This window comes from Armatimonadota bacterium, from assembly GCA_016223145.1.
Classification (GTDB): domain Bacteria; phylum Armatimonadota; class Fimbriimonadia; order Fimbriimonadales; family Fimbriimonadaceae; genus Nitrosymbiomonas.
The window spans coordinates 77,308-93,010 of the sequence record JACRPN010000005.1 but is presented as its reverse complement, the minus strand read 5'-3'; the positions used below and the strand labels follow the sequence as shown (position 1 = coordinate 93,010).

At 60.9% G+C, this 15,703-nt stretch carries 13 protein-coding genes; 7 read left to right on the top strand and 6 right to left on the bottom strand.

What is annotated here, in order from left to right:
- Together rpsP and ffh are read right to left on the bottom strand one after the other, a co-directional pair.
- Complete coding sequence (gene rpsP, locus HZC36_02760) at positions 1-540, bottom strand: 30S ribosomal protein S16 (GenBank protein ID MBI5705892.1); 540 nt, start codon at positions 538-540, stop codon at positions 1-3.
- Positions 541-573: 33 nt separating this feature from the next.
- Positions 574-1,917, bottom strand: coding sequence for a signal recognition particle protein (gene ffh, locus HZC36_02755; protein ID MBI5705891.1), 1,344 nt, complete (start codon positions 1,915-1,917; stop codon positions 574-576).
- A gap of 197 nt (positions 1,918-2,114) precedes the next feature.
- Here ffh and HZC36_02750 point away from each other — a divergent pair, with 197 nt between their 5' ends.
- Positions 2,115-2,363: a hypothetical protein gene (locus HZC36_02750; protein MBI5705890.1), complete on the top strand. Its 249-nt coding sequence runs from the start codon at positions 2,115-2,117 to the stop codon at positions 2,361-2,363.
- A gap of 233 nt (positions 2,364-2,596) precedes the next feature.
- Positions 2,597-3,976, top strand: a complete 1,380-nt coding sequence (locus HZC36_02745) for a glycosyltransferase family 4 protein (GenBank protein MBI5705889.1) — start codon at positions 2,597-2,599, stop codon at positions 3,974-3,976.
- 2 nt (positions 3,977-3,978) lie between these two features.
- Here HZC36_02745 and HZC36_02740 read toward each other — a convergent pair whose 3' ends face one another.
- From HZC36_02740 to HZC36_02730, 3 genes are all read right to left on the bottom strand, one after another.
- Entirely contained in the window at positions 3,979-4,917 is a 939-nt protein-coding gene (locus HZC36_02740) for a M56 family metallopeptidase (protein ID MBI5705888.1), read from the bottom strand.
- Entirely contained in the window at positions 4,914-5,306 is a 393-nt protein-coding gene (locus HZC36_02735) for a BlaI/MecI/CopY family transcriptional regulator (GenBank protein ID MBI5705887.1), read from the bottom strand. Before HZC36_02735 ends, HZC36_02740 begins: the two co-directional genes overlap by 4 nt.
- Positions 5,307-5,382: 76 nt before the next feature.
- Positions 5,383-6,285, bottom strand: a complete 903-nt coding sequence (locus HZC36_02730; protein MBI5705886.1) for a hypothetical protein — start codon at positions 6,283-6,285, stop codon at positions 5,383-5,385.
- A 123-nt stretch (positions 6,286-6,408) separates the two neighbouring features.
- On the opposite strand from HZC36_02730, the gene meaB reads away from it, so the two are divergent.
- From meaB to HZC36_02705, 5 genes are all read left to right on the top strand, one after another.
- A complete protein-coding gene (gene meaB / locus HZC36_02725; GenBank protein ID MBI5705885.1) occupies positions 6,409-7,440 on the top strand; it encodes a methylmalonyl Co-A mutase-associated GTPase MeaB in 1,032 nt (343 codons plus the stop codon).
- A gap of 14 nt (positions 7,441-7,454) precedes the next feature.
- The gene (locus tag HZC36_02720) at positions 7,455-9,092 is read left to right on the top strand and encodes a methylmalonyl-CoA mutase family protein (protein ID MBI5705884.1); all 1,638 of its coding nucleotides are present in this window, start codon (positions 7,455-7,457) and stop codon (positions 9,090-9,092) included.
- An 85-nt stretch (positions 9,093-9,177) separates the two neighbouring features.
- Positions 9,178-9,600, top strand: a complete 423-nt coding sequence (locus tag HZC36_02715) for a cobalamin B12-binding domain-containing protein (protein MBI5705883.1) — start codon at positions 9,178-9,180, stop codon at positions 9,598-9,600.
- A 137-nt stretch (positions 9,601-9,737) separates the two neighbouring features.
- Positions 9,738-10,880, top strand: coding sequence for an acyl-CoA dehydrogenase family protein (locus HZC36_02710; GenBank protein ID MBI5705882.1), 1,143 nt, complete (start codon positions 9,738-9,740; stop codon positions 10,878-10,880).
- A 27-nt stretch (positions 10,881-10,907) separates the two neighbouring features.
- Positions 10,908-11,753, top strand: coding sequence for a M55 family metallopeptidase (locus HZC36_02705; protein MBI5705881.1), 846 nt, complete (start codon positions 10,908-10,910; stop codon positions 11,751-11,753).
- Here HZC36_02705 and nifJ read toward each other — a convergent pair.
- Entirely contained in the window at positions 11,750-15,322 is a 3,573-nt protein-coding gene (gene nifJ / locus HZC36_02700) for a pyruvate:ferredoxin (flavodoxin) oxidoreductase (protein MBI5705880.1), read from the bottom strand. The genes HZC36_02705 and nifJ overlap by 4 nt on opposite strands.
- Positions 15,323-15,703: the final 381 nt, after the last annotated feature.

The following is a 15,703-nucleotide window of genomic DNA, read 5'->3' as shown; positions in this document are numbered from 1 at the left end:
TTAGGCCTCTTTGGCGGGAGCCTCAGGCTCTGCTTCGGCCACAGGCTCGGCGTCAGCAACGGTTTCGGCGGCCGCTTCCACTTCGACGACGGGCTCTTCGGCCGCGGGTTCAGGCGCCGCTTCGGGCTCGGGGGCCGGCGCAGGTTCTGGGGCTGCTGCGACCGGTGCCGCGGCCACCGGAGCGGCTTCGGCCTTGGGTTCAGACTGTTTGTCCATCACCGATCGTACCGACGTGGCTGCCGTGCGCTTGTCCAAGAACGCGTAGTCCTTCTTTGCTCCGGGCCGCTGGGCGAAATACTGTTCCAGGACGCCGGTCTTGTTCAGCAGACGAGCCGCCGTTTCGGTGGGCTGCGCGCCTTGCATCAGCCAGTGCATCGCTCGTTCTCCGTCGATTTCCACGTGCGTGGGTTTGACGATGGGGTTATAGGTCCCCAACGTCTCGATGAAGGCGCCATTGCGTCCCGCGGTCGATTTGGCCACCACGACCCGATAGAACGGGCGGCCCTTTGCGCCAATGCGCCTCAATCTGATCTTTACCACTCGTGTGTCTTCTCCCGATATCTCACGCGGCCGTCATTTTCGGCGTTTTCCGAACTTCTTGAACCGCGCCTGCATCTTGGCGAACTGCTTCATCTGCTTGCGAGCCTCATAGAGCTGTCGAAGCAATTGGTTAACGTCTTCGACGCTCGTTCCCGAGCCTTGCGCAATGCGTCTTCGCCGCGAGCCATTGATTATATCCGGTTGAGAGCGCTCTTGGTACGTCATGCTGAGGATAATCGCTTCTATACGGTCCACTCGGCGCTCATCCAGACTCGCCAGCTGCTCATCCGAAATCTGCGCGCCGAGGCCGGGAACCATTTTTAGCACGTTTTTGAGCGGCCCCATCTTGCGCATGGTCTTAAACTGCTGCAGCATGTCGTGGAAGTCGAGGCCGTCTCCGCCGAGGAGCTTCTTTTCAAGCTGCTTGGCATCGTCTTTGTCGATCGCCATCTCGGCCTTCTCGATGATGCCGAGGACGTCGCCCATGCCGATGATGCGTTGAGCCATCCGATCGGGATGGAAAGCGTCGAGAGCATCGGTGCTCTCGCCAAGGCCGATGTAGCGCAAGGGAACACCCGTTGCGGCTCGAACGCTGAGCACCGCGCCGCCGCGAGTGTCGCCGTCCAGCTTCGTGAAGATCGCACCCGTGAGCGGAACCCGCTCATGGAAAGCGTTCGCGACGTTAACGGCTTCTTGGCCCGTTGTGGAATCCACCACCAAGAGGGTCTCGCTGGGCTTGACGCTGCGATGAACCTCGCCAAGCTCGCGCATCAGGTCTTCGTCGACCTGGAGGCGGCCTGCCGTGTCCACGATCAAGACGTCGGCCATCATGTGCCGCGCACGGGCCAAGGCCTCCTGGGCGATCTGAACCGGCTTGGTTCCGTCCAGCTTGGCATAGACCTCGGACCCGACCTGCTCGCCCAGGACTTGAAGCTGTTTCACTGCGGCGGGCCTCTGGATGTCGCAGGCCGCCATCATGACCTTTTTGCCCTCCTGCTGGAGCTTGAGCGCGAGCTTTGCGGCTGTGGTGGTCTTGCCGGAGCCCTGGAGGCCGCATAGAAGCACCACCGTCGGAGGCTCGGAAGCCCAATTGAAGCGTGTGTCGGCGTCCTTTCCGCCGAGGAGTTCGACAAGCTCGTCGCGGACGATCCGGATCAGGGTCTGGTCGGCGCTCAGGCTGCTAAAGAGCTCCTCGCCGACCGCCTTTTCTTTGACCTTGGCAATGAAGTCTTTGGCGACTTGGAAGTTGACATCGGCCTCAAGGAGCGCCACGCGAATCTCCCGGAGCATGTCCTGCACGTCCGATTCGGTGAGCCTTCCTTTGCGTCGAAGGCCCGAGAAAATCCCTGTGATGCGCTTGGTCAGGGTGTCAAGCATGCGCGGGGATTGTACCGTTCGCAGCGACATGGCTCCAGAAATCAGGGTCTTCCGGAGACCTAGCGAGGCTCTTGACGTCGCGACGAGGTGCGCGCCAAACACCGCAAAAGATGAAAGTTTCCAGGCAAAAGACCCCCTCAAGTGACGCAAAGAAACACCGACAATGGGAATAGCGTCATAAACTGGAGTAGAGACAAATGTCTGCATCGAACGGCCACATGCATTCGGACACCTCGTGCACCTGCGATCGACAGGGCACCTTTCCCTGGATTCCCGTCCTCGCCGTGATCGGCGTGGCGGCAGGCGCCGTGATCTTGGCCAAGAAGCTCCAGGCGGGCCGAACGGGTGAGTTTTCGCTCGATGACGCAATCAGCCAGTGCGACCGCGCGGCCCACCAACTCCAGGACCGCATGCGCGCGTATCAAGCTGACGGCTTTGCGGGATAGATCCAGCGCGGCCATCCACAAGATAGGTAGGCCCGATAGGACGTATGGGTCGTATACGCCTTTTACGCCAATTGGAGCAAGACGGGCTCCCTTGTTCTTTCTGATAATCATTATTATGGCCTTTTCTGGTTAGGCTCCCATTCCCTGCTCTCTGGTACCCTCTGAGCCACGGTTTGCGCCCTGAATCTCTCTCTTTGCGGCTCAAAGCGTGACCTGCCATGGCCGACAACTCGATTCGCGTGATGATGCTCTCCTGGGAATATCCTCCCAGGATCGTCGGCGGCATCAGCCCTCACGTTTTTGAGCTTTCCCGTGAATTGGTCAAAGCGGGTGTCGAGGTTCATGTGGTCACCAAGGCGACGCCTCAGGCGCCCGATGAAGAGGTCGAAACCAGCGGCGTCCACGTCCACCGAGTTCACTTGGAGCGCGAGCCCGACAACTTCATTCATGAAATCCAGCTCCTCAACGACGCTACTGAGCGCCGCGTCCGACAGCTCTTGGAGGACTGGCGCCCTGGCGGACGCCCGACGGTCTTTCACGCCCACGACTGGCTCTCGCTCGACGCCGCGCGGGAGTTGAAGTACGAATACCAACTTCCGATCGTCGCGACGATCCACGCCACCGAGGAGGGCCGCAACGGGGGCATTTGGAACGACCTTCAGAAGTACATCCACGAACAGGAGTATTGGCTCACCTATGAGGCTTGGCGGGTTATCGTGTGCTCTGAGTACATGAAAGGGGAAGTTCAGGAGAGCTTCGATGTGCCCGCCGACAAGATCGACGTCATCTACAACGGGATAGACGCCTCCAAGTTCGAGTTTGACTGGCCCCAATCCGAGTTCGCCGAGTATCGCTCTCGCTATGCGATGCCCGACGAAAAGATCATCATCTATGTGGGCCGGTTTGTGCGGGAAAAGGGCATTCACGTGCTTCTCGACGCCGCCAGCGTGATCCTTGCAAAGGAACCCAAAGCGAAGTTCGTCATTGTCGGCGGCGGCAAGCGAGACCGTTTCGAGGACTTTGTGCGGTGGTACGGCCTCTCGGAGAAGGTCTGTTTCACTGGGTTTATGGCCAACAGGAGCTTGCACCAGCTTTACCGGGTCGCCGACGTGGCGGTCTTCCCTTCTCTCTATGAGCCGTTCGGAATCGTCGCGCTCGAGGGCATGGCGGCGGGCATTCCGGTTGTCGCCAGCGACGCAGGCGGTCTGAAGGAGGTCGTGCTCCACGACGTCACTGGAACCCTCAGCTTTGCCAACAACCCAGAGTCTCTGGCCTGGGGGATTTTGAGGGTGCTGGGGGATCCGGATCGAGCCGGCCGACTGAACGCCAACGCACGGGTTCGGCTCAAGACCGACTTCGACTGGGCGCAGCTTGCCCAAGCCACTGCGAGCGTCTACAAGCGAGTTTGGGACGAGTTCCTTTCGAGCCACTGGGCTGAGCGGACGCTGTGGCCCGTCACCGCCGGTGCCGAAGAGCGGGCACGGGTGCTTAGGGTGCGCGAGATGGCCGAGCGCGGTGAGGTTGCTGCCAAGGCGACTCCGTCCGTGGCGGTCACCCCTGAATTGGGCCGAATCAGCTTCAAAGAGCACGAGGCTGACGTCTCGCCCCAGTAGCCTTATTGAGCTCGTGTGGCCATCTCGACGGAAGGGGCGTTGATGGGTTCCGCCAGAGCCCTCGAACGGGCTGGAATGCTCCGGACTTCCCTGGAATAGGGCACCCAAGCTGGAGCCAGACAGGCAAAGCCGATCAGGATGCCTGCCAGAAGAAGCGCTTTTGAGCCGCTTCCCTGCTGAAAGATCGCCTCCATGCGCCTCTTGACGAGCCGCCCATCGCCGGAAAGGGCCGTTGCGATGAGCGCGGTTGGCTCATTCCGGGTGGCGGCAAGAATCAGAACGGCGTGTTCGGCAGGGGATGTTGCCGCTGCCATACATGCCGACTGGTCTGCAACGACCTCCTGCCAAAGGTGTACTTCCCTTTCTAAGACGAAGGCCAGCGGGTGAAACCAGAACACCGCGCAGACGATCCGGTAGAAGACGCTCCAGACCAAGTCGGCATGGCGAACGTGAGCAAGTTCATGCTGAACGGCGGACTGCTGTGCCTGCTGATCGAAGTTGGGGGGCAACAGTAGCTTTGGATGGAGCCACCCGGTGGCCATGGGGCAAGCCGCCCCCTGAACCTCCAAGAACTGGACGCCATGTTCGGGCTGAACCGCGAGAGGCTTGGCCAAACGGACCACCGCTCTCGTTCTCATCGCAGAGGAGGCCATGTCCCCCAGGACGGCCAAAACGCCCAAGAGCCAGACTGAAAGAAGGAAAGCCCATAGCATTGGGGTCTGCGTGTCGCTGCCCGTTCCGGACCCAACGGGAACTCGGGTCTGAATCCAGATTCCGAGCGGAAGCAGCCCGAGCAGGAGCTTGAGAAACGCAATGCGTCCGGACCAAAGCCTGAACCGAGGCGACAGCTTCGGGCATCGCCCCGACGCGAGCGCAAAGAGGACCAACGGAGAAGCTGAGAGCGCTGCTCCAAGTAGAGCTACAGCCGAGGTTTCGATCACTTCCCTCTCCTCCTGTCCAACTCCTCGACCAACCGCTTCAATTCCGCGTGGTCTTGCTCCGTTATGTTCGCTCCGCCGCTCAGATAGGCAACGAAAGGCGAAAGCGAGCCGCCCAACGTGCCCTCGACAAAGGTGCTCACCAACCCCTCTCGGATGTTCTCAGAACTCATGGTGCTCTCATACCGGGCGATGCCTTCCCCGGATTGTCGCCGAAGAAGGCCCTTTGCCAGGAGGCGATCCATCGTCGTCTGCAAGGTGGTTCGCACCCAACCTTTGGCTGAAGCAAAGTACTGAGCCACCTGGCCGACGGTGACGCCAGGATGGCTCGCGATATAGGTCAGCACTTCGGCTTCCGAGGCGCCGAGGCTCAAGCGTTCGTTCTTGTTCATCTTCTTTGAGGTCTTCGGCCCGGCTACCGCCGGGCCTTTCTTGCTGGTCTAGGTGATGGGTCAGAGTGAAAGCGAACTACTTGGTTGCCACGCCAAGCTTGACGGCCTCGCCGCGATATGCCGACAGCACGTCCTGGTTGAAGTTGACGAGGATCCGGTCCCACTCTCGCTTTTGGGCAGCGTTGAGCTGCCCATAGACGGCGTTGAGGGCTGGTCTCAATCGGGTCATGCGATCCGTCGCAACGTCCGACTTCGACTTCTCGCCTTGCAGCTTGCGAAGCTCCTCGGTATACCGTTGGTGATGGCGCACCTGATCGTTTCCGACTTCCTTTGTGATTCGTCGGCTGAGCTCCATGTAGGGCCGCATGTGGTCTTCGCGAGCCTTGTCCCAGATGGCGCTGATCGTCGCGTTCTGCTTGGCTTCGATCTTGGCGAGGGCGTTGACCAAGGATGGGGCACTTGTGACGTGGTCCCACTTGCCCCCCGCCTGCCAGACATCGACGTTCCAGACGTCGTACATCTCGTGCTTCTGCTCGTCGGGTCGCATCGTCGTCAAGATGTAGTAGCACTGAGCCTCGATAATCCCTTGAACGCGCTCAGGCTGGCTCTGGGCCTTTGCAAGGTCGATCAGGCGATTGGTTTCACTTATGATCCAGGATTTGAGAACGTGCTGTGCAGCAGTGGGCGCTTCAAACTTCCAGGGTCCCGGGTGAGCGGACTCCATCCGTTTGTAAGTCCTGCCGTTGACGATCGCCGCTCCTCCCCCGGCTCTGGAGCGGGAGCCCGTGGCCTTCTGAGGTCCGTTGCCGCCGGTCTCTTTCGAGGCGATCTGTTGGGCCATGACCAAGGCCACGGTGCCGAGTATGCCGATGGCGCCAAGTGCGCGTAGTGTCAGTTTGAGTCGAAGCATTTTTCCTCCGACCGCCGCGGGCTCTTGCCGGCTGAACCCGGGCGGCGCGTTGACGACAGTTGTCGTCATTTGAGTTTGACGACAAGTGTCGTCACAAGGTTACGGGTCATTTTGACTTTTTCGTGAAAGCCGAAGGTTGGCGGCGTCAGCCAACCCACGCTTGACTTGCCCTTGCTCCCAAAGGCATAGTCAATGAGGCTGCGGCGACGCAGAACCCTGGCCTACGTGAAAAGCTCCAAGCCCACCCCCATCCACCCGCAGAGCCTCTCAAACGAGCTCGTCGACGCCTATCTCTCCGGGAGCCGGCTGGCATTGGCGCGGGTGATTACCCGTGTGGAGAATGACCCCAGCCTCTTCCCTGCCCTTCGCAAGGCCCTGGACGGCAGGCTTGGGAAAGGAGTTCGAATCGGCATCACGGGGCCCCCTGGCGTCGGCAAAAGCACCCTGACTTCTGCAATCGCTCTAGGTCTGGCAGGTAAGGGCCACAAGGTGGGCGTTATCGCCGTCGATCCCTCCAGCCCGTTCACCGGTGGCGCCTTTATGGGTGACCGCGTGCGAATGGACGCCCTGGTCGGGAACCCCGACATTTACGTCCGGTCGCTCGCATCGCGCGAGGGCCACGGAGGCCTATCGCCTTCGACCCCATACGTCGCCGAAGTCATCGAAGGCTATGGCATGGACCGCATCCTCATCGAGACCGTTGGGGTTGGCCAGGCGGAACTCGACGTGCTGCGATGCGCGGATATCGTGGTGCTGGTCCTCCAGCCCAGCACGGGAGACACGATTCAGACTCTCAAGGCTGGGATTATCGAAGCGGCCGACCTGATCGTCGTCAACAAAGCAGACCTTCCCGGAATAGATTCTGCGCTTCAGTCCCTCCGGTTCCTCTTCAGCTTGAGCGGCCCTAGACCCGATAAGCCTGCTCCGCCGGTGCTCGCGACGAGCGCTCAGCAATCTTCCGGCATCGAAAAGGTCATAGCCGAGATAGAAAAGCAAGCCGGCGAGCTGATCAGCTCCGGCCGACACGAGGCGATGAGAGCCAGACGGTTGGTCGAAGAGATAAGGCAGTCCATCCAAAAGGAGCTTTGGACGGCCTTCGACAGTACCATCGGCGCGGACGCCGCCATTGCCAAAGAAGCCGCAAAGCTGGCGAAAACGGGCGGCTCCCCATACGAGTTTGTGAGAAAAGCGTGTGCGAAGGTGCGTATCGAGCCCGTAAAGTAACGTAGAGTTTCACCATGGCGCAAATGAAGATCGACGACGAGGTCGGAAAGGCCGCTCCCACGCGAGATGCCGATTTCACGAGCCTTTCGGGGCGAGAGCTTCTGCCGGTCTACGATCGGTCCGACGTGTCTGACGAGGACCTGGGAGAGAACCTTCCGCTGCCGGGCGAATACCCCTACACCCGGGGCGTCCACCCCACGATGTATCGCGGAAAGCTCTGGACGATGCGCCAGTTTGCCGGCTTCGGCAGCGCCCACCAGACCAACGAGCGCTTCCGATTCCTGCTGGAAAAAGGACAGACCGGCCTTTCGACGGCCTTCGACAACCCAACGCTCTACGGTTGGGACTCCGACCATCCGCTGTCCGAGGGCGAGGTCGGCAAGACAGGCGTTGCGGTCGATACGTTGGCGGACATGGAGGTTTTGTTCGGCGGCATCCCGCTGGACAAGGTCTCGACCTCGATGACGATCAATGCGCCTGCCGCGTGGGTATTCGCGATGTTTCTGGCGAACGCCGAGAAGCGCGGAATCCCGTTCGCCAAGCTTCGAGGAACCATCCAGAACGACATCCTGAAGGAGTACATCGCACAGAAGGAGTGGATCTTCCCGCCGGAGCCTCACATGCGGCTCATTACCGACATGTTCGCCTTTTGCGCGGAGCACGTGCCCCAGTGGAACACGATCTCGGTCAGCGGCTACCACATCCGGGAGGCGGGAGCCACCGCGGCGCAGGAGCTTGCATTCACCCTCGCGGACGGCTTCTGCTACGTCGAACACGCCCTCGAAGCCGGGATGAAGGTCGACGATTTCGCCCCACGCCTTTCCTTCTTCTTCAACTCCCACCTCGACTTCTTCGAAGAGATCGCCAAGCTGAGGGCCGCGCGCAGGATTTGGGCCAGGCACCTCAAGGAGAAGTACGGTTCGACCAGCCCCCGATCCTGGCTCTGTCGGTTCCACGTTCAGACGGCGGGTTGCAGCCTCACGGCCCAGCAGCCAGAGATCAACATCGTGCGCACCGCGCTCGAAGCGCTCGCCGGTGTGCTCGGTGGCTGCCAGAGTCTTCACACGAACTCGATGGACGAGGCACTCGCGCTTCCTTCAGACAAGGCCGTGGAGATTGCACTTCGCACTCAGCAGGTGATCGCCTTTGAAAGCGGCGTGGCCAACGTCGCCGATCCGCTTGGCGGCTCCTATTACGTTGAGCGCTTGACGCGGGACCTGGAGGATGAGGCCGAGAAGTACTTCGCCGAGATCGAGCAACTTGGCGGGATGGTCAAGGCCATCGAGAACGGCTTCCCACAACGTGAGATCACAAGGTCGGCTTACGAGTATCAGAAGGCTCTTTCGGCCAAGCGCAAGATCCATGTGGGCGTGAACGAGTACGTCCATGAGGATGAGAAGCTGGAGATTCCGCTGCTTGAGATCGACGAGACGGTCGAACGCGAGCAGATCGCCAACTTGAAGGCGCTGCGCGAAAGCCGCGACAACGTGGCCGTAAAGGACCGCCTCGACAAGCTCGAGAGGGCCGCGAGGACCAAGGAGAACCTGATCCCGCATCTGCTCGATTGTTCGCGGCACTACGTCACCCTTGGCGAAATCTCGGCAACGCTCATCCGCGTGTTCGGCGAGTATCGGGAGACGGCTTTCTATTGAGGGAATGGAATGACGTGTGCGCAGGCTGAAGCCTGCGGCTACGGGCCCCTGATTGTGGGAGCCTTGGACGAGATTGGAAACTGGAATGACAGCAACGAAGCAGAGGATCAAAGTCGTCGTCGCCAAGCCTGGGCTGGACGGGCACGATCGTGGCGCCAAGGTCGTGGCGCGGTCGCTCGTCGAAGCGGGCATGGAGGTCGTCTATCTGGGCCTTCGGCAAACGCCTGAGGCGATCGTGGCGGCGGCCCTCGAAGAAGACGCCGACGTGATCGGGCTATCGGTTCTGTCCGGGGCCCACATGACGCACTTCAGGAGGGTCCGAGAGCTCATGCTGCAGGAGGGGATCGGTGACCGGCTGCTCACGGGCGGGGGCATCATCCCGACCAAGGACCAGGAAACGCTAGCCGATCTAGGCGTTGGAAAGCTCTTCGGCCCCGGAGATGACCCGAGCGCGATCATTACCTATATTCAGGATTGGGTCCAGGATCATCGGGCACAGGAAGTATAGGTATGGGAGTGCGCGGGCTTGCCCGCGCTTTCGGAGAGCCGGACCTGACAGAATCTTGGTGAAGTCGGGTTAAGGCGCGGGCAAGCCCGCGCACTCCCAAATAGGCTCCAATACTACTCACTCGTTGTGAGGCGCACATGGACTTTTCGATTAGCGAAGAACATCAATTGATCTGGGACGAGGCCCGCAAGTTCGCCGAAAAGCGGCTTGAGCCTGCGGTCCAGGAACTGGACGAAAAGCAGGAGGTCAACCTTGAGGCCCTGCGGGAGCTTGGTGCCCTAGGTTTCCTAGGCATGACGGTGCCGGAACAGTACGGCGGGACAAACCTGGGCGCGATCGCCTACGTGGGCGTAATGATCGAGCTCAGCAAGGTAGACGCGGGGACCTCGGTGGGCGTCTCCGTGCAGAACTCCCTGGTCAACGACACCATCGTCAAATGGGGCACCGAGGAGCAGAAGCAGACTTACCTTCCCAAGCTGGCCACCGGCGAGTGGTTCGGTTGCTTCTCGCTCACGGAAGGCGGCGCGGGCAGCGACCCCGGTTCGCTTCACGCTTCAGCGGTCCGCGATGGCGACGACTTCATCTTGAACGGCACCAAGAACTTCACGACGAACGGCGGGATCGCTGATGCCATCATCGCGTTCTTTCAGACCGATCCGGACAAGGGCGCCAAGGGAGTTTCCGCTTTCCTCCTCCCCAGCTCTTCACCTGGCTTCAAGGTCGGCAAGCATGAGAACAAGCTAGGCATCCGAACGAGCAGTACGACTGAGATGGTCTTCGACAACTGCCGTGTTCCCGCTTCCTGCCTGCTGGGGGTTGAGAACAAGGGCCTCAACGTCGCCCTGACCACTCTCGACGGCGGCCGTATCGGCATCGCGGCGCAAGCGGTCGGCATCGCCGAGGGTGCGCTTGAGGAGGCGGTGAAGTACGCCAAAGACCGCAAGCAGTTCGGGCAAAGGCTGGCGGACTTTCAGGCGCTGCAGTTCATGATCGCGGACATGGCAACCGAGGTCGAAGTGGCCAAGACCATGCTCTACCGCACCGCGTGGATGAAGGACCAGCACCTCCGGCACACGAAGGAATCGGCGATCACCAAGCTCTTTTGCAGCGAGATGGCGCATCGGGTTTGCCACAAGGCGCTGCAGATCCACGGCGGCTACGGGTTCATGAAGGAGTTCAAGGTAGAGCGCCTCTACCGCGACCAGCGCATCACGGAAATCTACGAGGGAACCTCAGAGATCCAGCGGGTGGTGATTGCTAGGGCGGTGTTGGGGGATTAGCGGAGCATTCCGGTAACCTCCCTACCCATGAAGGTCTTCATTTCCGTCGACATCGAGGGCATTACTGGGCTCGTCAGTTGGTCGCAGTGCGGAGGGCCGAACCCTTCCACCTACGATTTCCAGTTCGCCCGGGAGCGCATGACCGACGACGTGAATGCCGCCATCCGCGGCGCGAAAGATGCCGGCGCGAAGGAGATCGTGCTGCGCGATTCTCACGGCAACAGCAAGAACATCCTCGTCGATAGGCTTGAGCCCGGCGCACGCATGGTTTCGGGCCACGGCGCGGGCACCGACGGCATGATGATCGGCGTGGGCTCAAGCTTCGACGCGGCGATGCTGATCGGCTATCACGCCAAAGCCGGCACGGCGGGCGGCATCATGGAGCACACGATCTCGGGCAAGGTGGTCCACCGCCTGAAGATCAACGGCGAAGACGTGGGAGAGATCGGTCTGAGCGCAGGGGTCGCGGCGACTTACGGTGTACCGATCGTCTGCGTGAGCAGCGATCAAGCCGGCTGCGACGAGGCCGCTGCTCTGCTTCCTGGCGTAGCCACGGCAGTGGTGAAGCATGGCATCGGCCGTTACAGCGGCTTGTGTCTGGAGCCCTGCGAGTCCCTACCCCTGATCGAGGCCGCTGCGAAGGACGGTTGCCTGCGAGCCAAGTCGCTCAAAACTTGGCTCCCCAAGCTGCCCGGGACCGTCGAACTCGAATGCAATAGATCCGAAGAAGCCGACCAAGCGGCGCGGCTGATCGGCGTGCGACGGGTGAACGGCTACACGGTGGCCTACGACGCTGACACCTATCAGGAGCTCCATCAGGCCGCATGGGCCATGATCTCCGCGGCAGGAGTGGGTAGCAATAACGGGAACTAGCCCATTTCTGCCATTTGCTCGTAGAGCTTCCAGTGGCGTTGGATTTGGTCGCGGGCGGCTTCGAAGATGCTGTCCGCGTGCTCCGGGTTCGTGTACCTCAGCATCCTGTAGCGAAGCTCGTTCTCCGTGTAATCCTCCAGGTTTTTCGTCGGCCTCGCGGAGTCCAGCAAGAACGGGTTCTCGCCCGATGCCCGGACCTCCGGGTTGTAGCGGATCAGCGGCCAATAGCCGCAGTGCACCGCCCGGCTCTGCTGCTGTAAGCCCTGCTGCATGGGGATGCCGTGCGCGATACAGTGGGCATAGGCAATGATCAGCGACGGCCCCGGATAGGCTTCCGCCTCACGGAACGCCGTTAGTGCCTGCTGCGGGTTCGCCCCGAGCGCGATTCGGGCCACGTACACGTTTCCATAGGCGATCGCCTGAAGCGCGAGGTCCTTTTTCGGCGCGCGCTTGCCGGCATTGGCGAACTTCGCCACCGCGGCCATCGGGGTCGCCTTGCTCTGCTGGCCTCCGGTGTTGGCGTACACCTCGTTATCGAGGATCAAGAGGTTCACATCCCGACCCCCCGCGAGCACGTGATCCACGCCTGCGCTGCCGATGTCATAGGCCCAGCCGTCGCCGCCAACGATCCAGACCGAACGGCGAACCAGGTGGTCGGCGAGGGCGAGCAGAGTTCGCAGTCTTGAAGCCGACTCAGGCGCAGCGAAGGGCGAAGAGCGATGGGCGAGGGTCGGATCAAGAAGTTCATTCAACTTCTCCTTTAGCTCGGCAACACGCGCTCTTTGAAGCCGGATCTCCGACTCCATACGTTGGGGACCGTGGATCAGATCGTCCACCAAGACTTCGCCAATCTCACGCTCGAACTCGTGCAGCAGCCTGTGCGCTTGCTCCAGGTGCCGGTCGGCGGCGACGCGCATGCCGAGCCCAAATTCGGCGTTATCTTCGAAGAGTGAGTTCGCCCAGGCCGGACCCCTTCCTTCGTGATTGCGGGTCCAGGGGGTGGTCGGAAGGCAACCGCCAAACACCGAAGAGCATCCGCTGGCATTGGCCACCATCATGCGATCGCCGAACAACTGAGAGAGCAGCCGGACATAGGGGGTCTCGCCACATCCTGCGCAGGCGCCCGAGAACTCGAACAAGGGCTCCAGGAATTGCGCACCCCGGATCGTCGAGAAATCCACGCGCGCGCGGTCGTTGGCGGGAAGCGTCTCGAAGAACTCGAGGACTTTGCGGTTATCGACCTCCTGGCCCTCTTTCTTCACCAGGTTGATCGCCTTCTTGCTGGTGTCCGAGAGGTTCACGGCCGGGCATGCCTCAACGCAGAGTCCGCAACCCGTGCAGTCCTCCATATAAATCTGGAGCGTGTAGCGCGTCTCCGGAAAGCCCTTGGCATCGATCGTCGAGCTTTGGAACCCCTTTGGCGCCTCGGCCAGTCGGCTTTCGTGAAAGAGCCTGCTACGGATACAGGTGTGCGGGCACACCACACTGCAGTTGCCACATTGAATGCACAGCCCTGAATCCCAGATCGGCACGAAATCGGCAACATTGCGCTTCTCGTATTTCGTCGTTCCGCTGGGATATGCCCCGTCGATCGGGAGTTTGCTGACGGGAAGCAGATCCCCCTTCCCCGCCACCATCGCGGCCGTCACCGACCTCACAAATTCGGGCGCATCGCCTGAAACCGGCTCAAGGAGTTCGCGCTTGCTGGTGACCTGGGTGGGAATCGAGACCTTGTGAAGCCGTTCGAGCGTGGTGTCGACGGCCTTGAAGTTCATCTCCACCACTTCCCCGCCCTTCTTGCCGTACGTGTCCTTGATCGACTTTTTGATCTTGGCGATGGCCTTCTCACGTGGGAGAACCCCTGAGATGGCAAAGAAGCAGGTCTGTAGGACCGTGTTGGTGCGCGAGCCTAGGCCGGTCTCGCGGGCAACCGCTGTGGCGTCGATGACATAGAGCTGGATCCCTTTGTCGAGGATCCCCTGTTGCAGCGGTCTTGGCAGATAGTCCCAGACCTCATCTGGGCCGTAGGGGCTGTTCAGGAGAAGGGTCGCGCCATGAGCCGCACGCTCCAAGATGTCCATGCGGTGAATGAAGCCGAACGAATGGCAGCCGACGAATTGCGCCGCACGGATGAGGTAGGTCGCATGGATCGGCTCCGGGCCGAAGCGCAGGTGAGACACGGTCTGCGAGCCCGACTTCTTGGAGTCGTAAACGAAGTATGCCTGGGCAAAGCGCTCTGGGTCTTCGCCGATGATCTTGATCGTGTTCTTGTTGGCGCCCACGGTGCCATCCGCTCCAAGACCGTAGAACAATGCCCGATGAACCTTGGGAGACTCCACGGAGAACCCATCGTCGTAACTGAGGCTGGTGTGGGCCACGTCATCTTCGATGCCCAGGGTGAAGTGGTTTTTGGGCTTGTCCTTTAGCAGTTCGTCCAGAACCGCCTTGACCATTCCGGGGTGAAACTCCTTGCCGGCAAGTCCGTAGCGGCCGCCGATGATACGAGGTCTGAGGTCCGAGGTCCGAGGTCCGAGGTCTTCGAAAATCGCCGTGAGGACGTCTTGATACAGCGGCTCTCCGGAGGCACCGGGCTCTTTGGTGCGATCCAGCACGGCGATGGCCCTGACGGTCTTGGGAAGAGCCTGAATGAAATGAGAGACCGAGAACGGCCGGAAGAGGTGCACCTGAATTGCTCCGACCTTTTCGCCCTGTTTTGCCAGGTATTCGACCGTCTCGCGTACGGTTTCTGCGCCCGAGCCCATCGATATGATCACGCGCTCGGCCTCAGGGTGGCCCGCGTACTCGAACAGCCTGTAGGCCCGCCCGGTCAATGCGGCGAGCTGATCCATCACGCCCTGCACGATCTCCGGGCACTTCGCATAGAACGGATTGATGGTCTCGCGCGCCTGGAAATAGATGTCGTTGTTTTGCACCGTGCCTCGGATATCCGGATTGTCGGGGTTCATCGCCCTCAACCGGTGAGCGAGGATCGCCTCTTCGTCGATCAAGGCGCGCATCTGGTCCTCCGAAAGAAGCTCAATCTTGTTCACCTCGTGCGAGGTGCGGAACCCATCTTGAAAGTGGAGAAACGGGATCCGCGCCTTAAGGCTTGCGGCCTGGGCGATCAAGGCGAAGTCGTGCGCCTCCTGTACCGAACTGGAGGCAAGCTGGGCAAAGCCGGTTTGCCGAACCGCCATCACGTCCTGATGGTCGCAGAAGATGGAGATGCCATTGGCCGCCATCGCCCTGGCCGCCACGTGGATCACGCACGGTGTGAGCTCGCCGGCGATTTTGAACATGTTCGGGATCATCAGCATCAGCCCCTGCGAGGAGGTGAAGCTGGTGCCCAATGCACCGGATTGCAGAGCGCCGTGCAGCGTTCCTGCGGCGCCAAGTTCGCTCTGCATCTCGATGACGTCCACCACAGAACCCCATAGGTTCTTCTGGCCCTCGCTGGACCACTGGTCCGCCAGCTCGGCCATGGGGGTAGCGGGCGTGATGGGAAAGATTGAGCAGACTTCGTTCAGGCGATACGCCACATACGCACAGGCTTCATTGCCATCGATCATGGCGATCGAATGCGTGGCTCGTTTGGCGTGTTTGGGTCTATCTTCGGCGATGACGGACATGGATAAGCGTCTCCAAGGAGCGGACTTCACCCCGACGGGCATCGAGTAGTGGACGAAGCCACCCCTGGGCCGTTGCACGCCCACGGATATGCGGCTCGCTGGTTGGGTGCAGTCTGCGCTGACGTGCCGCCAGCATCGGGGGAACTCCTTACTTGATACTACTCACCCACGAAACAGGGAGTAGCGCGCAGAGCCGCTTCGAGCCCACTCAATTTCCCACGCAGGTTCAGAGCAATACTCGACAAAAGTGTAGAGAAGAGCCGGAAGTGTTGTCAGCCTACGACAAGGAGGGGCTGCGCTCTTCGAAACGGACCCTACCCG